The following is a 19000-nucleotide window of genomic DNA, read 5'->3' on the forward strand; positions in this document are numbered from 1 at the left end:
CTGCCGTGTTCCTCGCCGCGTTGACGCCCGACGGTCCGTTCGGGCGGTTCGCCGATGCACTCCTCCTCGCCGAGCTGCCAGGGCTCAGCGAGCCCGACCGCGCCCAGACCGTGCAGTTCGTCTCCCACCGAGCGACGCAGCTCCCCTCACCCCTGCGACTCGGCGTGATCGGGCTCTCGATCCTGCTCGCCTCCCTCCATCGGCTCGTCGACCCGCGCCGGGTCGACGACTTCTTCCGCTCGACCACGCTCCCGCTGATCGGTGAGCTCGCACGGATGGTCCGCTCGCTCGGGTTCGCGTTCGTGTGGGAGACCTGGCCCGACAGCGACCCGGACGGGCAGCGGTCGACGACCGAGGCGTCGCCGTGACCGGCCTGGTCGATGCGGCGCCGCACCACGACTGCGAGGTGCTCGTCGTCGGGTCGGGTGCGGGCGGGGCCACGACGGCGGCGTTGCTCGCCGAGGCGGGCATCGACGTGCTCGTCATCGAGGAAGGCCCCTGGATCGAGCAGGGGTCGGTGGTGCCGTTCTCGCTCGAGCAGATGGACCGCCAGTATCGGTCGGGCGGCCTCACGGTGGCGCTCGGCCGGCCGTCGATCGCCTACACCGAGGGCCGCTGCGCGGGCGGCGGCACCGAGATCAACAGCGGTTTGTACCGCCGGCCCGTCGAGGCCACCCTCGAACGCTGGCGCCGGACGCACGGCGTCGTCGACTTCTCGGACGAGGAGTTCTACGCAGCATGCGACGAGATCGAGGCGGCGCTCTCGGTCGGCCGTGTACCGGGCCGCCACTCCCCCGCAGGCGACCGGCTCCGTCGCGGTGCGGCGGCACTGGGGTGGCAGCACGAGGAGATCCCCCGATGGATGACGTACCCGACGAGCACCGACGCCGTCGCCGGACGACGGGAGAGCATGACCCGGACGTTCCTGCCGAGGGCGTTCGCGGCGGGCGCACGGATGTTGTGCGAGCATCGCGTCGACCGGCTGATCCACGACGGGGACCGTGCGTTCCGGGCCGAGTTGACCCGACCGGACGGCACCCCGGCCACGGTCGACTTCCGCGACGTCATCCTCTGCGCCGGCGCGATCCAGACGCCGGCGCTGTTGCAGCGCTCCGGCCATCGTGGCCTCGTCGGACGTTCGCTGGCCGTCCACCCGACGGTGAAGCTCGCCGCCCGCTTCGACGACGACGTCAACGTGCCCGACCACGTGCCGGTTCACCAGGTCAACGAGTTCGCCCCCGACCTCAGCTTCGGCGGTTCGGCGAGCCACCCCGGGCTCGTGGCCCTCGCCTTGACCGATCACTGGGACCTCATGCGCGGGGCCGTCACCGACTGGCGCCGGATGGCCGTGTACTACGCCGCGATCACCAGCGAGGGTCGCGGACGGGTCACGGCGCTGCCGGGTCTGCGCGACCCGGTAGTCACCTACCGGCTGACCCGCCGCGACCGAGCGCTCCTCGGCAAGGGACTCGCCCGCCTCGCGCTGGTCATGCTCGAGGCCGGTGCCGAGGCCGTGTTCCCCTCGTTCCGCGGCGCTCCGGTCGTCAGGACCCGCTCGGACCTGGCAGATCTGACCGGGCGCTTCGCAGCAGGCACCGCCAGCGTCATGACCGTCCACCTCTGCTCGACGGTGCCGATGGGCTCCGACCGATCGAGGGCCGCCGCCGACAGCCACGGCCGGATCCACGACACTGCCAACGTCTACGTCAACGACGCGTCTTTGCTCCCCGACGCACCGGGCGTGAACCCCCAGGGCTCGGTGATGGCCGTGGCGATGCGCAATGCACGCCGATTCGTCGAGGAGCGGGCGTGACGGCACCCGCGCATCGGCCGGTGCCCGATGCGACCGTCGTCACGGGAGCGAGCGGATGGCTCGGCCGGGCCCTGCTCCACGCACTCGCCGACGAGCAGGGGCCGTGGCATCGATCGACCCACATCACCGCCCTCGTGCGCACGCCCGGTGAGGCGAACGAGCTGGCTGAGCTGGCGTCGCACATCCAGCCGGTGGTCGGTGACGTGACCGACCCGGCGTCGCTCGCGAACCTGTTCGACGGCCTCGCCGGTGACGTGGACGTCATCCACACCGCCGGGCTGATCCATCCGCGTACGGTTCGCGAGCTCTTCGACGTCAACGTCGGCGGCACCCGCGCGGTGCTCGATGCGGCATCTCGAGCCGGCGTCCGGAGGGTCGTGCACGTGTCGTCGAACAGCCCGTTCGGCACCAACCCGCATCCGGGCGATCACTTCCGCAACGACGAGCCGTACGACCCCTACCTGGGCTACGGCCGCTCGAAGATGGAGGCCGAGCTGGCGGTCCTCGAGGCCGTCGCCGACGGTCTGGATGCGGTGATCGTGCGCCCGCCGTGGTTCTACGGCCCGTACCAGCCGCCACGGCAGACGACGTTCTTCGCGATGGTGCGCGGCGGGAATTTCCCCGTGATCGGGGCGGGCGACCAAGCTCGCTCGATGGTGTACGTCGACAATCTCGTCCAGGGCGTCCTGCGAGCCGAGCTGTCGCCGCACGCCGCTGGGAGTGCGTGGTGGATCGCCGACGCCCGGCCCTACCAGGTCATCGAGATCGTCGAGACCGTCGGACGAGCGCTCGCCGACGAGGGGTTCGACGTGCGTCCCAACCGGCTGCGCCTGCCCGAGCTCGCCGCGCGGGCGGCAGAGTCCGCCGATCGGGCCATCCAGCGTCTGGGCCGCTATCAGCAGCAGCTGCACGTGCTCGGCGAGATGCGGCACTCGATCGCCGTCGACATCTCGGCCGCCCGCCGCGAGCTCGGGTACGAGCCCGAGATCGACCTGTACCAAGGGATGAGGCGCAGCGTGCGGTGGTGCGTCCGGGAGGGCCTGCTGCGATGACCCGGAGCCTGGTCACCGGCGGGAGCGGGTACTTCGGCTCGTTGCTCGTCCGACGCCTCCACGCAGACGGTCACGACGTACGGGTGCTCGATCTCGTCGATGCCTCGGACCGGCCGGGCGACGTCGAGTTCGTCGCCGGTGACATCCGCGACCCGTCCGTGGTCGCCGAGGCGGTCGCCGACCGCGACGTCGTGTTCCACAACGTCGCCCAGGTGCCCCTCGCACGCGACGAACGCCTGCTGCGCTCGGTCAACGTCGACGGGACCGACGTGCTGCTCGGGGCTGCCCGGTCGGCTGCGGTGTCCAAGGTCGTCCACACGTCCTCCAGCGCCGTCTTCGGCGTCCCGGAGTCGAACCCCGTGCTGCCGACCACCGTGCCCAGACCACAGGAGGCCTATGGCCACGCCAAGCTCGCTGCGGAATGGGTCTGCCTCGAGGCGGTGGCACGCGGCCTCGACGTGACGATCGTGCGACCCCGGACCGTCCTCGGCCACGGCCGGCTCGGTATCTTCGGCATCTTGTTCGACTGGATCGCCGATGGGGCCGACCCGGTGGTGCTCGGCGATGGCAGGAACCGATACCAGTTCGTGCACGCCGAGGACCTCGCCGACGCGTGCGTCCGCGCCTCGACGTCGGCCGGGCCCGACATCCTCAACATCGGCGCGCCCGACGTCGGCACCATGTTCGACGCCATCGACGCGGTGTGCCGGCATGCCGGCACCGGCGCCACGGTCCGCTCGCTGCCGGCGCGACCCGCTGCGGCGGCCATGCAGCTCACCGCCCGACTCGGATTGACGCCGTTCGCCCCGTACCACTGGCTGATGTACGCCCGCTCGATGTGGTTCGACACGACCCACGCCGAGGAGCGACTCGGCTGGACCCCGCGGTGGACCACGCCCGCCATGTTCGCGCAGAGCTACGACTGGTTCGTCGAGCATCGGGACGCCGCGACGCCGTCACACGCCAGCCGGCACCGGCGCACCGCCCGGCAGGGCGCGCTGGGTGCGCTCAAGCGGGTGAGCCGCTTCCTCCCGCCGGCGCGAGGGCAGCGGCATGGCTGAGCTCCGGGACTCGATGTGGTGGCGGCTCGCCCGCCACGCCCTGCCGGTCTACGTGCTCTCGCGGTTCTGCGTGCTGGCAGGAGCGGCCGTGGTCGCGACCGAGCTGCGCGTCGATGCCAACCTCGCCGACGAGCGACAGCTGCCGCTCGCCGACCCGCACGAGACGACGGTCCGGGCCGCGAACGAGGGCAACGCGCTGCGGCCGATGCTCGACGTGCTCACCTCGTGGGACGGCCTCTGGTACATGGACATCGTCCGCAACGGCTACCCCGAGACCATTCCACCCGACGTGACCTACCACGTCGACGAGGCGAGGGCGGCGTTCTTCCCGCTGTTCCCGCTGCTCGGCAGGGGGTTCGACCGCGTCCTTCCGGGGGGCGACTCGTTCGCCGTGCTGACCATGAACGCGATCCTCGGCTTCATTGCGGTCGTGCTGATCGGGATGATCGCGTACCGCGTCTACGGCGAGCGGGTGAGCCGCACCAGCGTCACGCTCGCCGCGCTGTTCCCCGGCAGCTTCGTGCTGTCGTTCGCGTACAGCGAGGCGCTGATGATCATGCTGTCGGCAGCATGCCTGCTGATGCTGCTCGACCGCGAGTGGGTGGCGGCAGGTGTCTTCGCGGCGCTCGCGACGGCCACGCGTCCCAACGGCCTCGCGCTCGTGGTCGCCTGCGCTGTCGCCGCCTTCATCGCCGTGCGCGAGGAGCGTGATTGGAGCTCGGTGTCGTCGGTCCTCCTTGCGCCGATCGGGTTCATCACGTTCCAGGTGTGGCTCGGTCAGCACACCGGCGAGACCGGCGCCTGGTTCCGCGTCCAGCGCGAGGCCTGGGACGAGGGCGCCAGCTTCGGCTGGACGGCACTCCGCAACACCGCCGAGGCGGTGACCCAGCCGTTGACGTCACCGACGGACACCATCACCGCGGTGACCGTGGTCGCCACCGTCACCCTCCTCGTGCTGTCCTGGCGGGCTCGCCTGCCGTGGACGCTCACGCTGTTCTCGTGGGCCGTCGTCGCGCTGATGGTCGCACCGGCCACCGTCACCGCCCGGCCCCGGTTCCTCTTCACGGCGTTCCCCCTCCTAATCGGGGCGGCGCGCTGGTACGAGGACCGGCGACGGACCGACGAGACCGTGTGGCCGCTGACGATGGCGGCATGCGGGACCGGCTTGACCGCACTCACCGGGCTGTACGGCGTCTTCGGCGCGATCCCGTGAGCAGCAAGGTCGTGACGACGCTGCGGCGTCCGACGACCGGCGTCGTCGCCCTCCTGGCGACTCTGGCGTATCTGCCGGCACTCACGGCTGCGCCGGGCAAGATGCCGGCCGACAGCAAGCTCTACCTCTACCTCGACCCTGGTCGGTTCCTCGGCGATGCGGCATCGACCTTCGACGCCCGCCAGTTCGCGGGCTGGGTCCCCCACCAGCACATCAGCTACCTCTGGCCCGCCGGACCGTGGTTCTGGTTCTTCGAGACGATCGGTGTGCCCGATTGGATCGCACATCGTCTGTGGATCGGTTCGCTGATGCTCGCAGCCGGTCTCGGCGTTCGGTGGTGCAGCCGGATCCTCGAGCTGTCGCCGGTCGCCGCGGCGACTGCGGCCGTGGTGTACCAGCTCTCGCTCTACGTGCTGCCCTACGTGTCGCGTACGTCGGTCATGCTGCTCCCGTGGGCCGGCCTCGGTTGGATCGTCGCCCTCACCGTCCGGGCGAGCCGTCGACGATCCTGGGCGGACCCTGCCCTCATCGCGCTGGTCGTGCTGACCGTGGGCGCGGTCAACGCCACCGCCCTGGCGATGATCGTGCCGGCCCCGGTGCTCTGGCTGCTGCACGAGACGTGGCGTCGTGCCCTGCCGTGGCGCGACGCGATCGTCGTCGCCACGCGGACCGGCCTGCTGTCACTGGGCGTGTCGGCCTGGTGGGTCGTCATGCTGATCGTCCAGGGCCGCGACGGGGTCGACGTGCTCCCCTACTCCGAGTCGCTCGCCGACGTGTCGCTGACCGCAACGTCGACCGAGGTCTGGCGCAGCCTCGGGTACTGGCTGTTCTACGTCCGCGACCCGGCTGCAGCGACGACGACCGAGTCGTTGCGATACCTGACCTCGACGCCGGCGATCGTCGTCAGCTTCGCCCTTCCGATCTGCTGCCTGATTGCGCTGGTGTTCGTCCGCTGGCCGCATCGGAGGTTCGCCGGACTGCTCGTCGTGACCGGTGCGATGCTGGCGGTGGGCGTCCACCCCGTCGACGATCGATCCCCACTCATGCGCGTGCTGGCCGGCAGCGACGACGCCGGCCTCGCCCTGGCGCTGCGGAGCAGCACGCGCGCCATCCCGGTGATGATGCTGGGCCTCGCCCTCGCGGCCGGAGCGCTGGTCACCGCTGTGCGCCGGCTCGAGCTGCGAGGCGTCGCCGCCGACCGGCTGGCAGCCGCGGCGATCGGCGCGCTGGCGCTCGTCAACGTACCGGGCCTGTGGACCGGCGCATGGGTCGATCCAGCGCTCGAGCGCGAGGAGCACCCGCCCGACGCGTGGCTCGACGCCGCAGCCGAGCTCGATGCCAGCGGATCCGCCGGCCGCGTCCTGCAAGTGCCCGGCGCCGAGTTCGGTGCGTTCCGGTGGGGCTACACGGTCGACCAGCCGCTGCCGGGTCTCACCGAGAAGCCGCTGATCACGCGCGACCTGCTCCCGCTCGGGTCCCCGGGGGCGATGGACCTGCTCTACGCCCTCGACGACCGCATCCAGGACAACACCCTCGAGGCCGAGTCGATCGCGCCGGTCGCGCGGCTGCTCGGCGCCGACACGGTCTGGGTCACCGGCGACGCTGCGTTCGACCGCTTCCGAACGGCCCGCCCCGCGGTCGTGGCGGACGCACTCGCCGCTGCGCCCGGCCTCGAGCGTGCGACGCCGTTCGGCGACGCGACCGTCAATCGGCCCGATGTCGCGATGACCGACGAGCGCTCGCTCGCCGACCAACGGGTCGGCACGCCCCTGGCGCCGGTGATCCTCCACCGGGTCGAGCAACCCGGCGCCGTCGTCAGAGCGAGGCCGTCGAGCGTGATCGTGTCCGGGAGCGGTGCGGGCCTGGTCGACGCGGCGGCATCCGGCGTGCTGACGGACGACGCGGCCGTGAGGTACAGCGCGTCGATCGACGAGAGCGAGCTCGACGCCGCCCTGGCCGAAGCCGGCCACCTCGTCGTCACCGACACGAATCGCGACCGCGCCCGGCACTGGCGCGGCTCGCAGGACACCCACGGCTTCACCGAATCGGCAGGCCGTGGCAGCGACGTGCTGCGCGAGGTGCCGTCCGACCAGCGCCTCCCCGTGTTCACCGACGAGACGGCAGCGTCGCAGACCGTCTCGCAACAGGAGGGGCCGGTCCGCGCGTCCGCATCGTCGTACGGCGAGCCGTTCGCGTACCTGCCCGAACACCGGCCCGTGATGGCGATCGACGGGGATTCGACCACCTCGTGGCTCGTCGGCGAGCACGGCGACCCGATCGGCGAGTTCATCCGGCTGACGTTCGAGCAACCCGAAGCGCCAAGGCATCTCCGACTCCTCCAGCCGGACGCTCCCCGTCGCATCACCGCCGTGACCGTGATCGCGCGGGACGCCGACGGCTCGGAGACGACGACGACGGCGTCGCTCGACGACCGCTCGGTCGTGGCCCCCGGGCAGACCGTCGAGCTGCCGCCGGACACCCGTGACGTCGACGTCGTGATCGACGCCGTGGGCGGCGGCTCACCCGGGACCGCCGGCGCCGTGGCCGCCGTCGGCTTCGCGGAGATGCTCCACGGCGTGGCACCCACGGTCGAGGTGATCCGGCCACCACACGACGCACTCGCCCGTCTCGGCGGCGACGTCGACCTGACACTCGTCCTGACCCGCCTCCGGGCCGACCCGATGGATCGGTGGCGCGACGACCCCGAGCCCGACCTGATCCGCGCGTTCGAGCTCGGCGACGCACGATCGTTCCAGGCCGACGTGACGGTCAGGATCGACCCGCGCGCCTCCGACGAGTCCCTGGCACGACTGTTCGGCTGGCCGGCGGTCGCCACGAGCCGTCTGACAGGCTCCATTCGGAGCGCGGGCGTGTCCGCGGTCGACGGTGCCCTCGACACCGCCTGGGTCACGGCGTTCGACTCGGCGGTCGGCTCGACGCTCAGCGTCGAGGTGGTCGACGAGCCGGTGACCCAGCTCACGGTCCACCCCGCGGTGGGCGAGTTCAGTGCCCTCCGGCAGCTCGTCGTCGCGGCCGGTGACGATCGGCGGACCCTCGACATGCCGGCGGGCGGCACCGAGGCAGCGACGTTCGTGCTCGAGCCCCCGCTGCCGGCCGGACCCCTCGACATCACCATCACCGAGATCGAGCCGGCGACGACGATCGACCGCCGCTTCGGCGACCGCGTCGAACTGCCCGCGGCGATCGCCGAGATCGAGATCCCGGGGCTCGAACCGTCCGCGCCCGTCGGCGCGACGCCCGTCGACGTGCCGTGCACGCCACTCCTCGCGATCGACGACGTCGTCGTCGAGGCCTCGCTCGTCGCATCGGACCCGGGCTGGTCGGACGGACGCGCCTTGACGGCCGAGGTCTGCAGCGGGGCGATCGGGCTCGACGCCGGCGAACACACCGTCCACGGAGGATCCGCGCCGGCACCGTTCGTCGTCGACCGGGTCACGCTGCGCGGCGAGGCGGCGGGCCGGACCGGCATAGACCGAGCACCGAACGCCACCCAGGTCGACGCAGGTCGATTCGATCGATCGATCGAGGTGTCGAACTGCGACGACGGTTGCTGGCTCGTGCTCGGCGAGGGCTACTCGACCCGATGGCGAGCACGGCTCGGCGACGTCGACCTCGGCGACCCGACGATGGTCGACGGTGGCTTCAACGGCTGGTGGATCGAACCGGGGCGTGGGACGCGGACGGTCACCGCGCGGTGGACGTCCCAGGGCCAGCTCGACGCGGCGATCGCCGTCTCCGCTGCGTCCGCGCTGCTCGCGCTGGGCCTCCTCGTTCGGAGCCGATTCCGCCCGGCGCCGGTCCGAACGCACCGCGACGCGGTGCCGGCGCTCGACGACCTCGGTGGCCCGACCGGGAACCGCCTCGTCTCGGTTGCGGCGTGGGTGATCCTGCCGGTCGTCCTGATCGGGCCGGTGTGGGGTGTCTGGGGCGCGCTCGCCGGTGCGGCCGGCGCCTTGACGCGACGACGGCGGCTCGGCGAGCTGGTCGCGCTGGCCGCGGTCGTGACCCTGGGCGCTGCGGTCACCGTCATCGAACGGCGGAACGCTCCGTTCCCGAACGGCGGCTGGCCTGCCGAGTTCGAACACCTCCACGGCATCGGCATGTTCGCGCTCGTGGCGCTCCTGGTCGGCGTCGTCACCGAGCAGGAGCAGGCCGATCGTGCAGCACCTGTCGACGATCCGGGCGCCTCCGGATCGGAGCGCGACCCGGTGTGAACCGCTCGGTAACCTCGACCGCTGTGGAGCGGCCGCACCGCCTCCGGCCGGGCCTGCTCACCGGCGGCATCGCCTCGCTCCCGCTGCTCATCACCGCCGTCGTGTTGCTGTGGCGGCCGTGGGTGCCGGTGCTCGACATGGTGATGACCGAGCTGCGGCTGCGCGACGTCGCCGGCCGCCACACACCTCTCGTGGGCCTGCCGGGCCGGATCGGCACGTTTCCCGACCAGGGCAGCCACCCCGGACCCGCATCGTTCTACCTGCTCGCGCCGTTCTACTGGCTCTCGGGTTCCCGGGCCTGGGGTATGCAGCTCGGCAGCGTCGTCATCAACACCGCCGCCGTGGTCGGCGTCGCGATGATGGGCGCTCGCCGGTTCGGGCACGTCGGCGCGGTGATGACGGCTCTGCTCATGGCGGTCGCCGTCCGCGGGTACGGACTCGACGTGCTCACCCACCCGTGGAACCCGTACTTCCCGCTCTTGATCTGGGCCGCGGTGCTCATCGCGACGTGGCTCGTCCTGATCGGCGAGGAGTGGTTGCTGCTCGTCGTCGTCGTCGGCGGGAGCATCGCGGCGCAGACCCACGTGCCCTACCTCTCGCTGGCGATCGCACTCAACGTGCTCGGGTTCGGCGCGCTCCTGTGGCAGCTGGTCACCGAACGTCGGTACGGCGAGGCGGGGCCGGTGCGACCGTTGCAGTGGGCGTTCGGCATCGGCGTCGCGCTCTGGACACCTCCCCTCTACGAACAGCTCACGCGTGACGACGGCAACGTCAGCAAGCTCGTCCGCCACTTCGCCACCGATCAGCCCGACGAGGCGATCGGCCTCGGATCCGCCTTCCGTCTGGTGTCGCAGCACTTCGACCTCGTCTCGATCGCGGTCGATCTCGTCGGACGCGACGACGCCTTCGTCCACCGCGCCGACCAGAGCGGATCGACCAGCGCGGTGGGTGTCATCGTGCTCGCCACCTGGCTGGTTGCGATCGGCTACGCCGTGCACAGGCGCGAACGTGAGCTCGTCGCGCTCCATGCGGTCGCCGCGTTGTCGATCGTGGTCGGCTGGTTCTCGATCTCCCGCATCTTCGGCAAGGTCTGGTTCTACCTCAGCCTGTGGATGTCGACCTCGGTGCTGCTCGTCTGCGTCGCGCTCGCATGGACGGGGTGGCTGCTGCTCTCGCCGCGCTCCGAGGTCGCCCTCGCTCGCATCCGGCTGCGCGTGCTCGGGTTCGCCGTGCTGGCGGTGTCATTCCTCTCCGGGCTGGCGATCATCGACCACGAGGTGCCCGAGGTCGGGCTCTCCGAGGACGTGCGGGTGGTGATGCCCGACGTCGCCGAGGCGCTCACGTCGGGCATCGGCTCGGCTCCGGGTCGTGACGGTCGGTACCTCGTCGTGTGGGAGGAGTCGGTCATCCCCGGCTCGCAGGGGTTCGCGCTGCTGAACGAGCTGGAGCGACGCGGTTTCGACGTCGGCGTCGACGAACGGTGGCGCGTGCCGGCCACACCGCACCGCGTGCTCGGGCCCGGCGAGGCCGACGCCGAGGTGCATCTCGCGACGGGCGCATGGATCGACGAGTGGCGCGCCCGGCCCGGGTTCGTCGAGATCGTCGAGTACGACGACAGGTCGGCGGCCGAACGGGCGCGGTTCGCCACACTCGAGCGCCGTGTGATCGACCGCCTGGAGCAGCTCGGCCGCGACGACCTGCGGCCGTTCATCGACCGCAACCTCTTCGCAGCGTCGCTCGATCCCGACCTGCCGCAGGACGTGATCGACGATTTGAGCGAGATGCTGCTGCTCGGCGAGCCGGTGGCGGTGTTCGTGGCGCCGGCCGGCACCTCGCTCTGAACCGGCCGGATCAGCACCGGCCAGCGCGATCAGCGGCGACGACGGAGCCGGTCGGCGAGACCCCAGCGCGTCACCAGCAACATCGACTCGACGATGATGCGGCCCGACATCTTCGACGTCCCGTGGGTTCTGTCGCGGAACACGATCGGCGTCTCCTCGATGCGGTACCCCTTGCGCGTCAGCCGCCGGACGAGCTCGGTCAGGAACGCATACCCCTCGGCACCGGTGGTCGACGGTGAGATCCCTCGGAGGGCCTCGGCCCGGTAGGCCCGGAAGCCCGACGTGCAGTCGCGGACCTCGAGCCGCAGCAACGTGCGCGTGTAGGCGTTCCCCCACTTCGAGAGCAGCTGTCGCCGGATCGGCCAGTCGGTCGTACCGCCACCGGTGACGTAGCGGGAACCGACCACGGCGTCGGCGCCACCCTCGAGGAGGCGGAGCATCGACGGGAGCACGGCCGGGTCGTGCGAGAGGTCGGCGTCCATCGACACGATGACGTCGTACCCGGCGTCGAGCACGTGCTCGAAGCCCGCCCTGTAGGCGCTGCCGAGCCCGTTCTTGGCCGCACGCCGGAGCACGTCGACGCCGCCGAGACGCTCACCGACCGCCAGGGCCAGGTCGGCGGTGCCGTCGGGGCTGTTGTCGTCGACGACGAGGACGTCGAGCTCGCACGGCACGGCTCGGACGGCCTCGAGGAAGGGCTGGATGTTGTCACGCTCGTTGTAGGTCGGGAGCACGATGACGGGACGCACAGGCGGGGGACGCTAGCGCCCGGGCCGCTGCGCGTGCACGACCTCGTCGTGCAGGCACCTGGTCACGCCGAAGGCCGACGCCTCCCACGTGAGGCTCCTCGCCCACTCGAGGCCGGCCGACCGCAGGCGCGCCCGACGGTCGTCATCGAGCACGACGTCGGCGATCGCGTCGCCGAGCCGGTCGGGTGGGACGAGCACGCCCGTGACGTCCGCGCGAACGCTGCTGCGATGTCCGCGGATGTCGGTCGCGACCGCCGGCGTGCCGCACGCCGCCCCTTCGGTGAGGCTCAACCCCCAGCCCTCGGCGAGCGATCCGCTGACCACCAGCCAGGCCGAGCGGTAGTGCTCGAGGAGCTGCTCGCGCGGCAGACGGCCGACCAGCCGGATCCAGCCGGTGGCGCCGGCGTCGGCGACCTGGGCCGCGAGCCGGGGTTCGAGCGGGCCGTCACCGACGATCGTCAGCTCGAGCCCCGGCACCCGCCGCCTCGCGACCAGCGCAGCGTCGATGACCAGCTCGAACCGCTTCACAGGGGCGAGGCGGCCCACCGCAAGGATCGAGGGATGACGGGTCTTGGCCCCACCGGGCGAGAAGAACGGATCGACGCCGTTCGGCACCGCCACCACGCGGTCCGGCCGGAAGCCGAGCTCGAGCAGCTCGTCACGGGTCGCGTCGGACGGCGTCACGGTGAGTCCACGCCGGTAGAACGGCGGCGCGAATCGGGACTCGAGCGCACGACCAGCCGCCGCCAACGGCCCCGGCAGGATCTGGTTCCACATCGGCCCGTGCACGTGGTGCAACACCGTGATCCGTGGCCGGCGACACCACACCGGCGAGAACCAGGGAACCCCGTTCCAGATCTCGACGAGGGCGTCGTAGGGCCCCATCCGACCGAGCAGCTCGGCGGTGATCGCACGCGGGAACACCGAGTACCGGCTGCCCCTGCGGACGACCCGGTAGCCGTTGCGACTCGCCGTCGGCGGCAGCCCGACCGCAGCGGACGTGCGATGGGTGACCTCCAATCCGAGCGACGCCCATCGCCGCATGAACTCGTCGGCGTGGACCTCGGAGCCGCCGGCGTCGCGGTCGTCGAGGTCGCGCCACGCGAGCACGTGGATGCGACGGATCCCTCGCGCCAGCAGGTCGTCGGTGTACGCCTCGAGCGTCTCGCCGGTCATCCGGCCACCAGCGTCATCGCGACGAGGTTGTCCCCGTCGACGAACACCACGACGTCGTCGGCCCCGCGCAGCGCGTTCGCCTGCTCGCCGTGCCAGAGCGTCAGCCGGAACTGCTCGGTGCCGTCGCTGAGCCGCCCGCTGCCGAATCGACGTTCCTGGACCGGGTTGTCGAATCGGAAGTCGACGCCCTGCTCCTGGAGCACGACCAGCGTCGGGTAGGTGAAGGGGTGGCCGAAGTACAGCTGGCTCTCGTCGACGACGACGGGGCTCGGGACGTCGACGTCGCGCAGTTGCGCCACCATCTCGGTCACCACCCGTTGCCGTGTGTGGTACACCTCGATGCCGTCGTACTGGACCGACCGGGGCAGGTTCGCCACGACGGCGACGCTCAGCACGACTGCTGCCGCGCCGACGAACCAACGCTGCCGCTCGGCCGGTACCGCCCGCTCGGCGAGCGTGGCCGCGCCGAGCAGCGCGAACGCGGCGATCGCCCAGAGCCACCGGTAGTTCGCGGCGACGAGACCGAACACGGTCTGCGGCAACAGGGCGGCGTCGACCACGCCGGCCAGCACGGCGCCGAGCAGCACCGAGAGCCCGGTCCACGTGCGCCGCCGGCCAGCTCGGTACGCCCAGACGACGCCGATCGCCGAGACGGCGAGCACGAGCAGCAGGACGACGACCGACAGCGGGCCGGGTAGCGCTCCATTGGGGTCGAAGGTCCGCCAGCCGGGACGCATCGCCCGTCGCGGCGACGTCAGCACCGCGGCGACGATGCGGGTGCCGGTGACCAGGCCCGGCGGGTCGGACTCGCCGGGTGAGAACAGAACCGCACCGAAGTTGCCCCACCCGGCGAGCTGATCGATCGCGGTCTGGAGCCAGAGCACCACTCCGACGCCCGTTGCGACGTACCACGGGCGCCGCGTGGCGCCGGCCCGCCGATGGACGACCTGTCCTGCGATCGCGACGAGGCCGAGCGCGAACACGAGGATCGGGTAGCTGAGGTGGGTCTGCGCGACGAGACTGCCGGCGACCACGGCGGGCACGAGCGCCCAGCGGTCACCGGCTGCGGCGGCCCAGCACGCGACGAGGAGGCAGAGGAACGGCAGCACGAGGAACTGGTGCTGCCGCGGCGTGATGAGCAGCTCTGATCCCATCGTGAACGTCAGCACCGCGACGGCCATCATCGCCGGAAGCACGGCGCGGGCGCCGGCGAGCCGCGACACGAGCCACGCGATGCACACGATCGCGGCGATCTGCACCGCCGCGACGCCGACAGCGGTGCCCGCCATCGCCGACACCTTGGTGAACGGCGCCAGCAGGTCGAACTGCAGCGGGCCGAGGTTGTTGACGGGTTCGTCGAGATCGACCGAGCCGGACGACCAGGCGCCGAGCAGCGGGTGGTCGTCGGTCAGCACGTCGCGCGAGCGCACCGTGAAGTACGCGTCGTCGCCGATCGGCACCCAACCGGTCGCCGCCGCCCGGACCGCGGCGACCAGGATCGGCAGGCTGGCCACGCCGACCGGCGCCCACGGCAACCATCGATCGTGATGTGGCGGGAGACGGACGTGCATCGGCGTGGAGATCGAAGTGGAGCCACCGGCGGGCGCTGGCTGGAGACTACGGGTTCGCGGTTTCGATGCCGAGGCATTCGAGTCCCGGCGTCGACGGATCGGAATCGCTACCGTGACCGGGTGCCCAGCGAACCGGTCGACGCCTTCGTGCTGGGCGCTCCGTTCCGCTGGGGCGTCGATCGGCGGTCGCTGCCCGGCATCGCCTCGCTCGCCACGATCCTGGCCGTCGTCGCGGTGCCACTCCGCGGCCTCTACCGGGGCACCGGCGCCTCCATGGAGGAGGGCTTCATGCTCGTCTTCCCGACGCTGGTGCAGCAGGGCAAGGTGCCCAACGTCGACTTCTTGCACCTCTACGGCCCGGCGTCGCTCGACACGCTGGCGCTCTGGTACCGGATCTTCGGCGATTCGCTCGAGAGCCAGCGCACGTTCGGGCTGCTGCAGCACCTGGGCATCATCGTCGCGATCTACGCGCTGACCCGGGCGTTCGGGTACCTCGTGGCCACCGGCGCGGCCGTCGTGGCAGCGTTCCTGATCATCACGCCGATCGGCTTGTCGGCGCTCGCGTGGCACGGCGGCGTCGCACTCGGGCTGTGGGCGCTGGTGTTCGCCGCCCGGGCACGGTCCGGCGGCGGGCTCGGCGATTGGTGGATCGCCGGCGGACTGGCCGGCGCCGCGCTCGGGTTCCGGCCCGACCTGGCACTGGCGCTGGGAGTGGCGCTCGGGTGGGCCGTGTGGCGACGCCGACGCGAGCTCGGGGCACTGCTGGGCGGCGCCGCCGTCGGGTTGCTGCCGATGTGGGTGCATCTGGTTCGAGCCGGACCGGTCGCCGCGATCGACGGGATGGTCGTCGATCCGGTCGTTCGGCTCAGGCCCGGGCGGGAGCTCCCCCGCCCTCCGACCTGGGGCAGGGTCGACGGTGCGCTGCAGGCGGTCGCCGAGAGCCTGCCACCGTGGTGGCGGCTGCCGGCGCCTGCCGCGAGCCACCAGCTGTTTCTCTGGTTCTGGGCGGTCATCGCCATCGCGGTCGGCGTCGCGGCGTACGTCGTGGTCAATCGTCGCCGCTCACGACCCGAGCCGGGATCGGCGGCCGACGTGTTGATGCTGGCGGCGTTGTTCGGGCTCGGCATCCTGCCGCAGGCACTGCAGCGCCCCGACTCGACACACCTGGCCTGGGTGTCGGTCGTCTCCTGGCCGCTCCTGGTCGTCGTCGGCGCGCTCGCCCTCCGGAGGTGGTGGTCGGCCGGTCGCTCGGCCGTGGCGGCGACGTTCGTGATCGGCGCCCTGATGCTCGTCGTCTGCCCGTTCTTCACCTACCGGCCGTACCTCCTGCACGCCCGCGTCGCCGTCGGGAACCTGCCGGTGCCGTACGAGATCGAACGAGGATCACACCGATTCTGGGTCGGTGATCCAGCCGTGGCGGCGGCGATGGCGCAGATGATGCCCGACCTCGATGCACGGGCCCGGGACGGCGACCGGCTCTTCGTCGGGCCCGGCGATCTGCGGCGCACCGTCTACGCGGACACGTACGTCTATTGGTTGTTCAGCGAGCTGGAACCGGCGACCTACTTCATCGAGATGGACCCGGGCCTCGCCGACGCCGAAGGGTCGGGCATGGCGGAGGACATCGAGTCGGCCGACTTCGTCGTGCTCACGAACACCTGGGGTGGCTGGACCGAGCCCAACGCCTCGACCGAGCTCCGGTCGCCCGAGCACAACCAGGCCGTGGCCGACCACCACTGCCTGATCGGCAGCTACGAGACGAACCTCGTGCTGCTGTTCGAGCGCTGCGACGGAGGTGGCGGGTTCAACCCTGCCGACGTCGCCGGCCGCGCACCGGGCATCGGCGGCGGCGGCATCGACCCGAACGCCCCGCCGACCACCCAACCCTGACGCGCGGGCGCAGGGCGCCGCAGCGGAGACAGCGAACTCGGCCAGGCGCAGCTGATCCGGCTCCGCCGGTCGGCGAAGCCCGCTCGATCGCGGCGAAGCCCGTTCAGATCGGCAGCCGTCGGAAGATCGGGCGCGGAACGTGGCGGAGGATCATGAACACGTAGCGCAGCACGCCGGGGGTCCACACGGTGTGCCTGCCCTTGCGGATCCCCTCGGCCGCGAGCTCACCGACGACACGGGGTGTCGTCGCGAACGGTGCCGACTTCATGCCTCTCGTCATCCGCGAGTGCACGAACCCGGGACGGATGACCGTGACGGAGGCCCCGGAACCCTGCAGCGCGTCCCCGAGACCCTGTGCGAAGGCATCGAGACCGGCCTTGGAGGATCCGTAAACGTAGTTCGACGAGCGGGCTCGCTCACCGGCGACGCTCGACACCACGACCAGCTGGCCGTGCCCCTGGCGGCGCATCTGCGCTGCGACGGCGAGCGAGACCGTCACCGCACCCGTGTAGTTGACGTGGACCGCCGCGGCTGCCGCCGTGGGATCATGGTCGAAGTCCGCCTGGTCGCCGAGGACGCCGAACGCCACGATGACGACGTCGAGGTCACCGTGCTCGGCGACCATCCGGCGGATGAACGACTCGTGGTTCTCGGTTGCTGCCGCATCGAAGTGCTCGGCGACGATCTCGCGCCCGTCGCGGGCGTAGTGCTCGGCGTGGGCCTCCTCGGGCCGCCGGCAGCCGAGCACGATCGTCCGGGTCGCCTCGGAGGCCAGTTCGTCGACGATCGCACGCCCGATCTCGCTGGTGCCGCCGAGCAGCACGATCGTCTGGGGTTCCTGGAGTGCGTTCTGCATGCGTTGCGGTGTTCAGTGCGGGGCGAGGCCGAGTCGACGCGAGAGATCGCTCGCCCACGTCCCCGCCGGGTCGACGCGAGCTCGCACGGCCAGCCATTCGTCGAGGCGAGGGTAGCCCCGGCGGATGGCCGCCGCAGTGGTCTGGAAGTCCTTCGCAAGGTAGTGGCGGCCACCGGCGTCGAGGACCATGGCATCGAGGCCGTGGAGCAGCGGGGAGAGCCCGGCGCAGCGGACCGGCACGTCGATCGCCAAGGTCCAGCCGCCGGTCGGGAAGCTGAGGTGTCCGCCGTTGCCGGGCCCGAAGCGCTTGAGCACGGTCAGGAAGATCGGGAGCGCCGCCGCCGACAGGCGCTCGACGACGGTTCGCAGCACGCCTTCGGCCTCGAACGGCACGACGAACTGGTACTGGAGGAAGCCGCGCCGGCCGTAGACCCGGTTCCAGTCACCGACGAGGTCGAGCGGGTGGAAGTACGCGGGGATCGACTGCAGCTCGCCGGAGCGGACCCGCGGCGCCTTCCGGTACCACAGTTCGTTGAACGCCGTGACCGACAGCCGGTTGATCACACCGCCGGGTGGGACGAGTGGCGGCACGGCGACGAGCTGCCCGCTGTCGTACGCGAGCGGGTCGATCGACGACCGCCCGTGCAGCTGGGACCGGGTCGCGTGGTCGGCGTTGGTGAGCACACCGCGTCCGAGATGCCGACCGTGCGCGAGGAGATCCAGCCAGGCGACCGAGTAGCGCACCCCGGCATCGGTCTCGGCCATGTGCGCCATGATCTCGTCGAGATCGCCGAGCCGGCGCGTCTCGACCGACATCAGACTGGTCTCGATCGGGATCAGCGTGAACGTCGCATCGACGATGATGCCGGTCAGACCCATCCCGCCGACCGTCGCCCAGAACAGGTCGGCGTCGCGGTTCGGCCCGACCTCGACCACGGTCGTGTCGGCGAGCATGAGCCGCATGCTCGTCACGTGATCGCCGAACGAACCGTCCGCATGGTGGTTCTTGCCGTGGATGTCGCTGGCGATCGCACCACCGATCGTCACGAACCGTGTGCCGGGCGTGACCGGGACGAACCAGCCGCGCGGGATGATCACGGCCAGCAGGTCGTCGATGCTGACGCCGGCACCGACCGTGACCGTGCCAGCCGACTCGTCGACGTGGATCTGGTCGTTCGAGCCCGCGAGCCGGATCACGTGACCACCGGCGTTCTGGGCGGGGTCACCGTAGGAGCGACCGAGCCCACGTGCGATGCCACCCCGGGACGGGAGCTCCTTGATCGCAGCCGCGAGGGAGTGGACGTCGACGTCGACCAGACGCGCCGCACTCGGTGCCGCTCGGCCCCAGCCGGCCAGCAGCGAGGGACGACGGTCGCGCGGCTGGCTGGGGAGCATCAGGGTCACCCTATGCGCTCGGCCTGCGCCGGCGACGCCAACCTGGTCGGAGACGCGCCGCAACGGCAACGACATGCGCCAGCGCCCGAGGTGCTGCGCTTCGACGGCTTGGGCCGGATGCCGCCTGACGTCGGCGCCGGCACGTTCT

The 19000-nt window shown here is 71.5% G+C and carries 13 protein-coding genes; 8 read left to right on the forward strand and 5 right to left on the reverse strand.

Features of this window, described 5'->3' with window-relative positions:
• The first annotated feature begins 5 nt into the window (after positions 1-5).
• From QNJ12_RS00895 to QNJ12_RS00925, 7 genes are read left to right on the forward strand one after another with little or no spacing between them, the layout of a single operon-like run.
• Entirely contained in the window at positions 6-368 is a 363-nt protein-coding gene (locus QNJ12_RS00895) for a hypothetical protein (protein WP_300617652.1), read from the forward strand.
• On the forward strand, positions 365-1813 hold the full coding sequence (locus QNJ12_RS00900) for an FAD-dependent oxidoreductase (protein WP_300617655.1): 1449 nt from the start codon (positions 365-367) through the stop codon (positions 1811-1813). The genes QNJ12_RS00895 and QNJ12_RS00900 overlap by 4 nt, the downstream gene beginning before the upstream one ends.
• Entirely contained in the window at positions 1810-2865 is a 1056-nt protein-coding gene (locus tag QNJ12_RS00905; RefSeq protein ID WP_300617657.1) for an NAD(P)-dependent oxidoreductase, read from the forward strand. The genes QNJ12_RS00900 and QNJ12_RS00905 overlap by 4 nt, the downstream gene beginning before the upstream one ends.
• Positions 2862-3926, forward strand: a complete 1065-nt coding sequence (locus tag QNJ12_RS00910; RefSeq protein WP_300617660.1) for an NAD-dependent epimerase/dehydratase family protein — start codon at positions 2862-2864, stop codon at positions 3924-3926. The genes QNJ12_RS00905 and QNJ12_RS00910 overlap by 4 nt, the downstream gene beginning before the upstream one ends.
• Positions 3919-5139 carry a glycosyltransferase family 39 protein gene (locus QNJ12_RS00915; protein WP_300617663.1) on the forward strand — a complete coding sequence of 407 codons (1221 nt, stop codon included), beginning with the start codon at positions 3919-3921 and terminating at the stop codon, positions 5137-5139. Before QNJ12_RS00910 ends, QNJ12_RS00915 begins: the two co-directional genes overlap by 8 nt.
• Complete coding sequence (locus QNJ12_RS00920; RefSeq protein WP_300617666.1) at positions 5136-9374, forward strand: alpha-(1->3)-arabinofuranosyltransferase family protein; 4239 nt, start codon at positions 5136-5138, stop codon at positions 9372-9374. Before QNJ12_RS00915 ends, QNJ12_RS00920 begins: the two co-directional genes overlap by 4 nt.
• Before the next feature lie 23 nt (positions 9375-9397).
• Positions 9398-11215, forward strand: a complete 1818-nt coding sequence (locus QNJ12_RS00925) for a hypothetical protein (RefSeq protein ID WP_300617669.1) — start codon at positions 9398-9400, stop codon at positions 11213-11215.
• Between the two features lie 29 nt (positions 11216-11244).
• On the opposite strand, the gene QNJ12_RS00930 is transcribed toward QNJ12_RS00925, so the two are convergent.
• From QNJ12_RS00930 to QNJ12_RS00940, 3 genes are read right to left on the reverse strand one after another with little or no spacing between them, the layout of a single operon-like run.
• A complete protein-coding gene (locus tag QNJ12_RS00930; protein WP_300617672.1) occupies positions 11245-11964 on the reverse strand; it encodes a polyprenol monophosphomannose synthase in 720 nt (239 codons plus the stop codon).
• A gap of 12 nt (positions 11965-11976) precedes the next feature.
• Complete coding sequence (locus QNJ12_RS00935) at positions 11977-13140, reverse strand: glycosyltransferase family 4 protein (protein ID WP_300617675.1); 1164 nt, start codon at positions 13138-13140, stop codon at positions 11977-11979.
• A complete protein-coding gene (locus tag QNJ12_RS00940; protein WP_300617677.1) occupies positions 13137-14711 on the reverse strand; it encodes a hypothetical protein in 1575 nt (524 codons plus the stop codon). Before QNJ12_RS00940 ends, QNJ12_RS00935 begins: the two co-directional genes overlap by 4 nt.
• A gap of 120 nt (positions 14712-14831) precedes the next feature.
• Here QNJ12_RS00940 and QNJ12_RS00945 point away from each other — a divergent pair, with 120 nt between their 5' ends.
• Positions 14832-16601, forward strand: coding sequence for a hypothetical protein (locus QNJ12_RS00945; protein ID WP_300617680.1), 1770 nt, complete (start codon positions 14832-14834; stop codon positions 16599-16601).
• 103 nt (positions 16602-16704) lie between these two features.
• On the opposite strand, the gene QNJ12_RS00950 is transcribed toward QNJ12_RS00945, so the two are convergent.
• Entirely contained in the window at positions 16705-17457 is a 753-nt protein-coding gene (locus tag QNJ12_RS00950) for a decaprenylphospho-beta-D-erythro-pentofuranosid-2-ulose 2-reductase (RefSeq protein ID WP_300617683.1), read from the reverse strand.
• Between the two features lie 12 nt (positions 17458-17469).
• Complete coding sequence (locus QNJ12_RS00955) at positions 17470-18852, reverse strand: FAD-binding oxidoreductase (RefSeq protein ID WP_300617686.1); 1383 nt, start codon at positions 18850-18852, stop codon at positions 17470-17472.
• Between the last annotated feature and the right edge of the window lie 148 nt (positions 18853-19000).

The sequence above is a fragment of the Ilumatobacter sp. genome, assembly GCF_030065885.1.
Classification (GTDB): domain Bacteria; phylum Actinomycetota; class Acidimicrobiia; order Acidimicrobiales; family Ilumatobacteraceae; genus Ilumatobacter.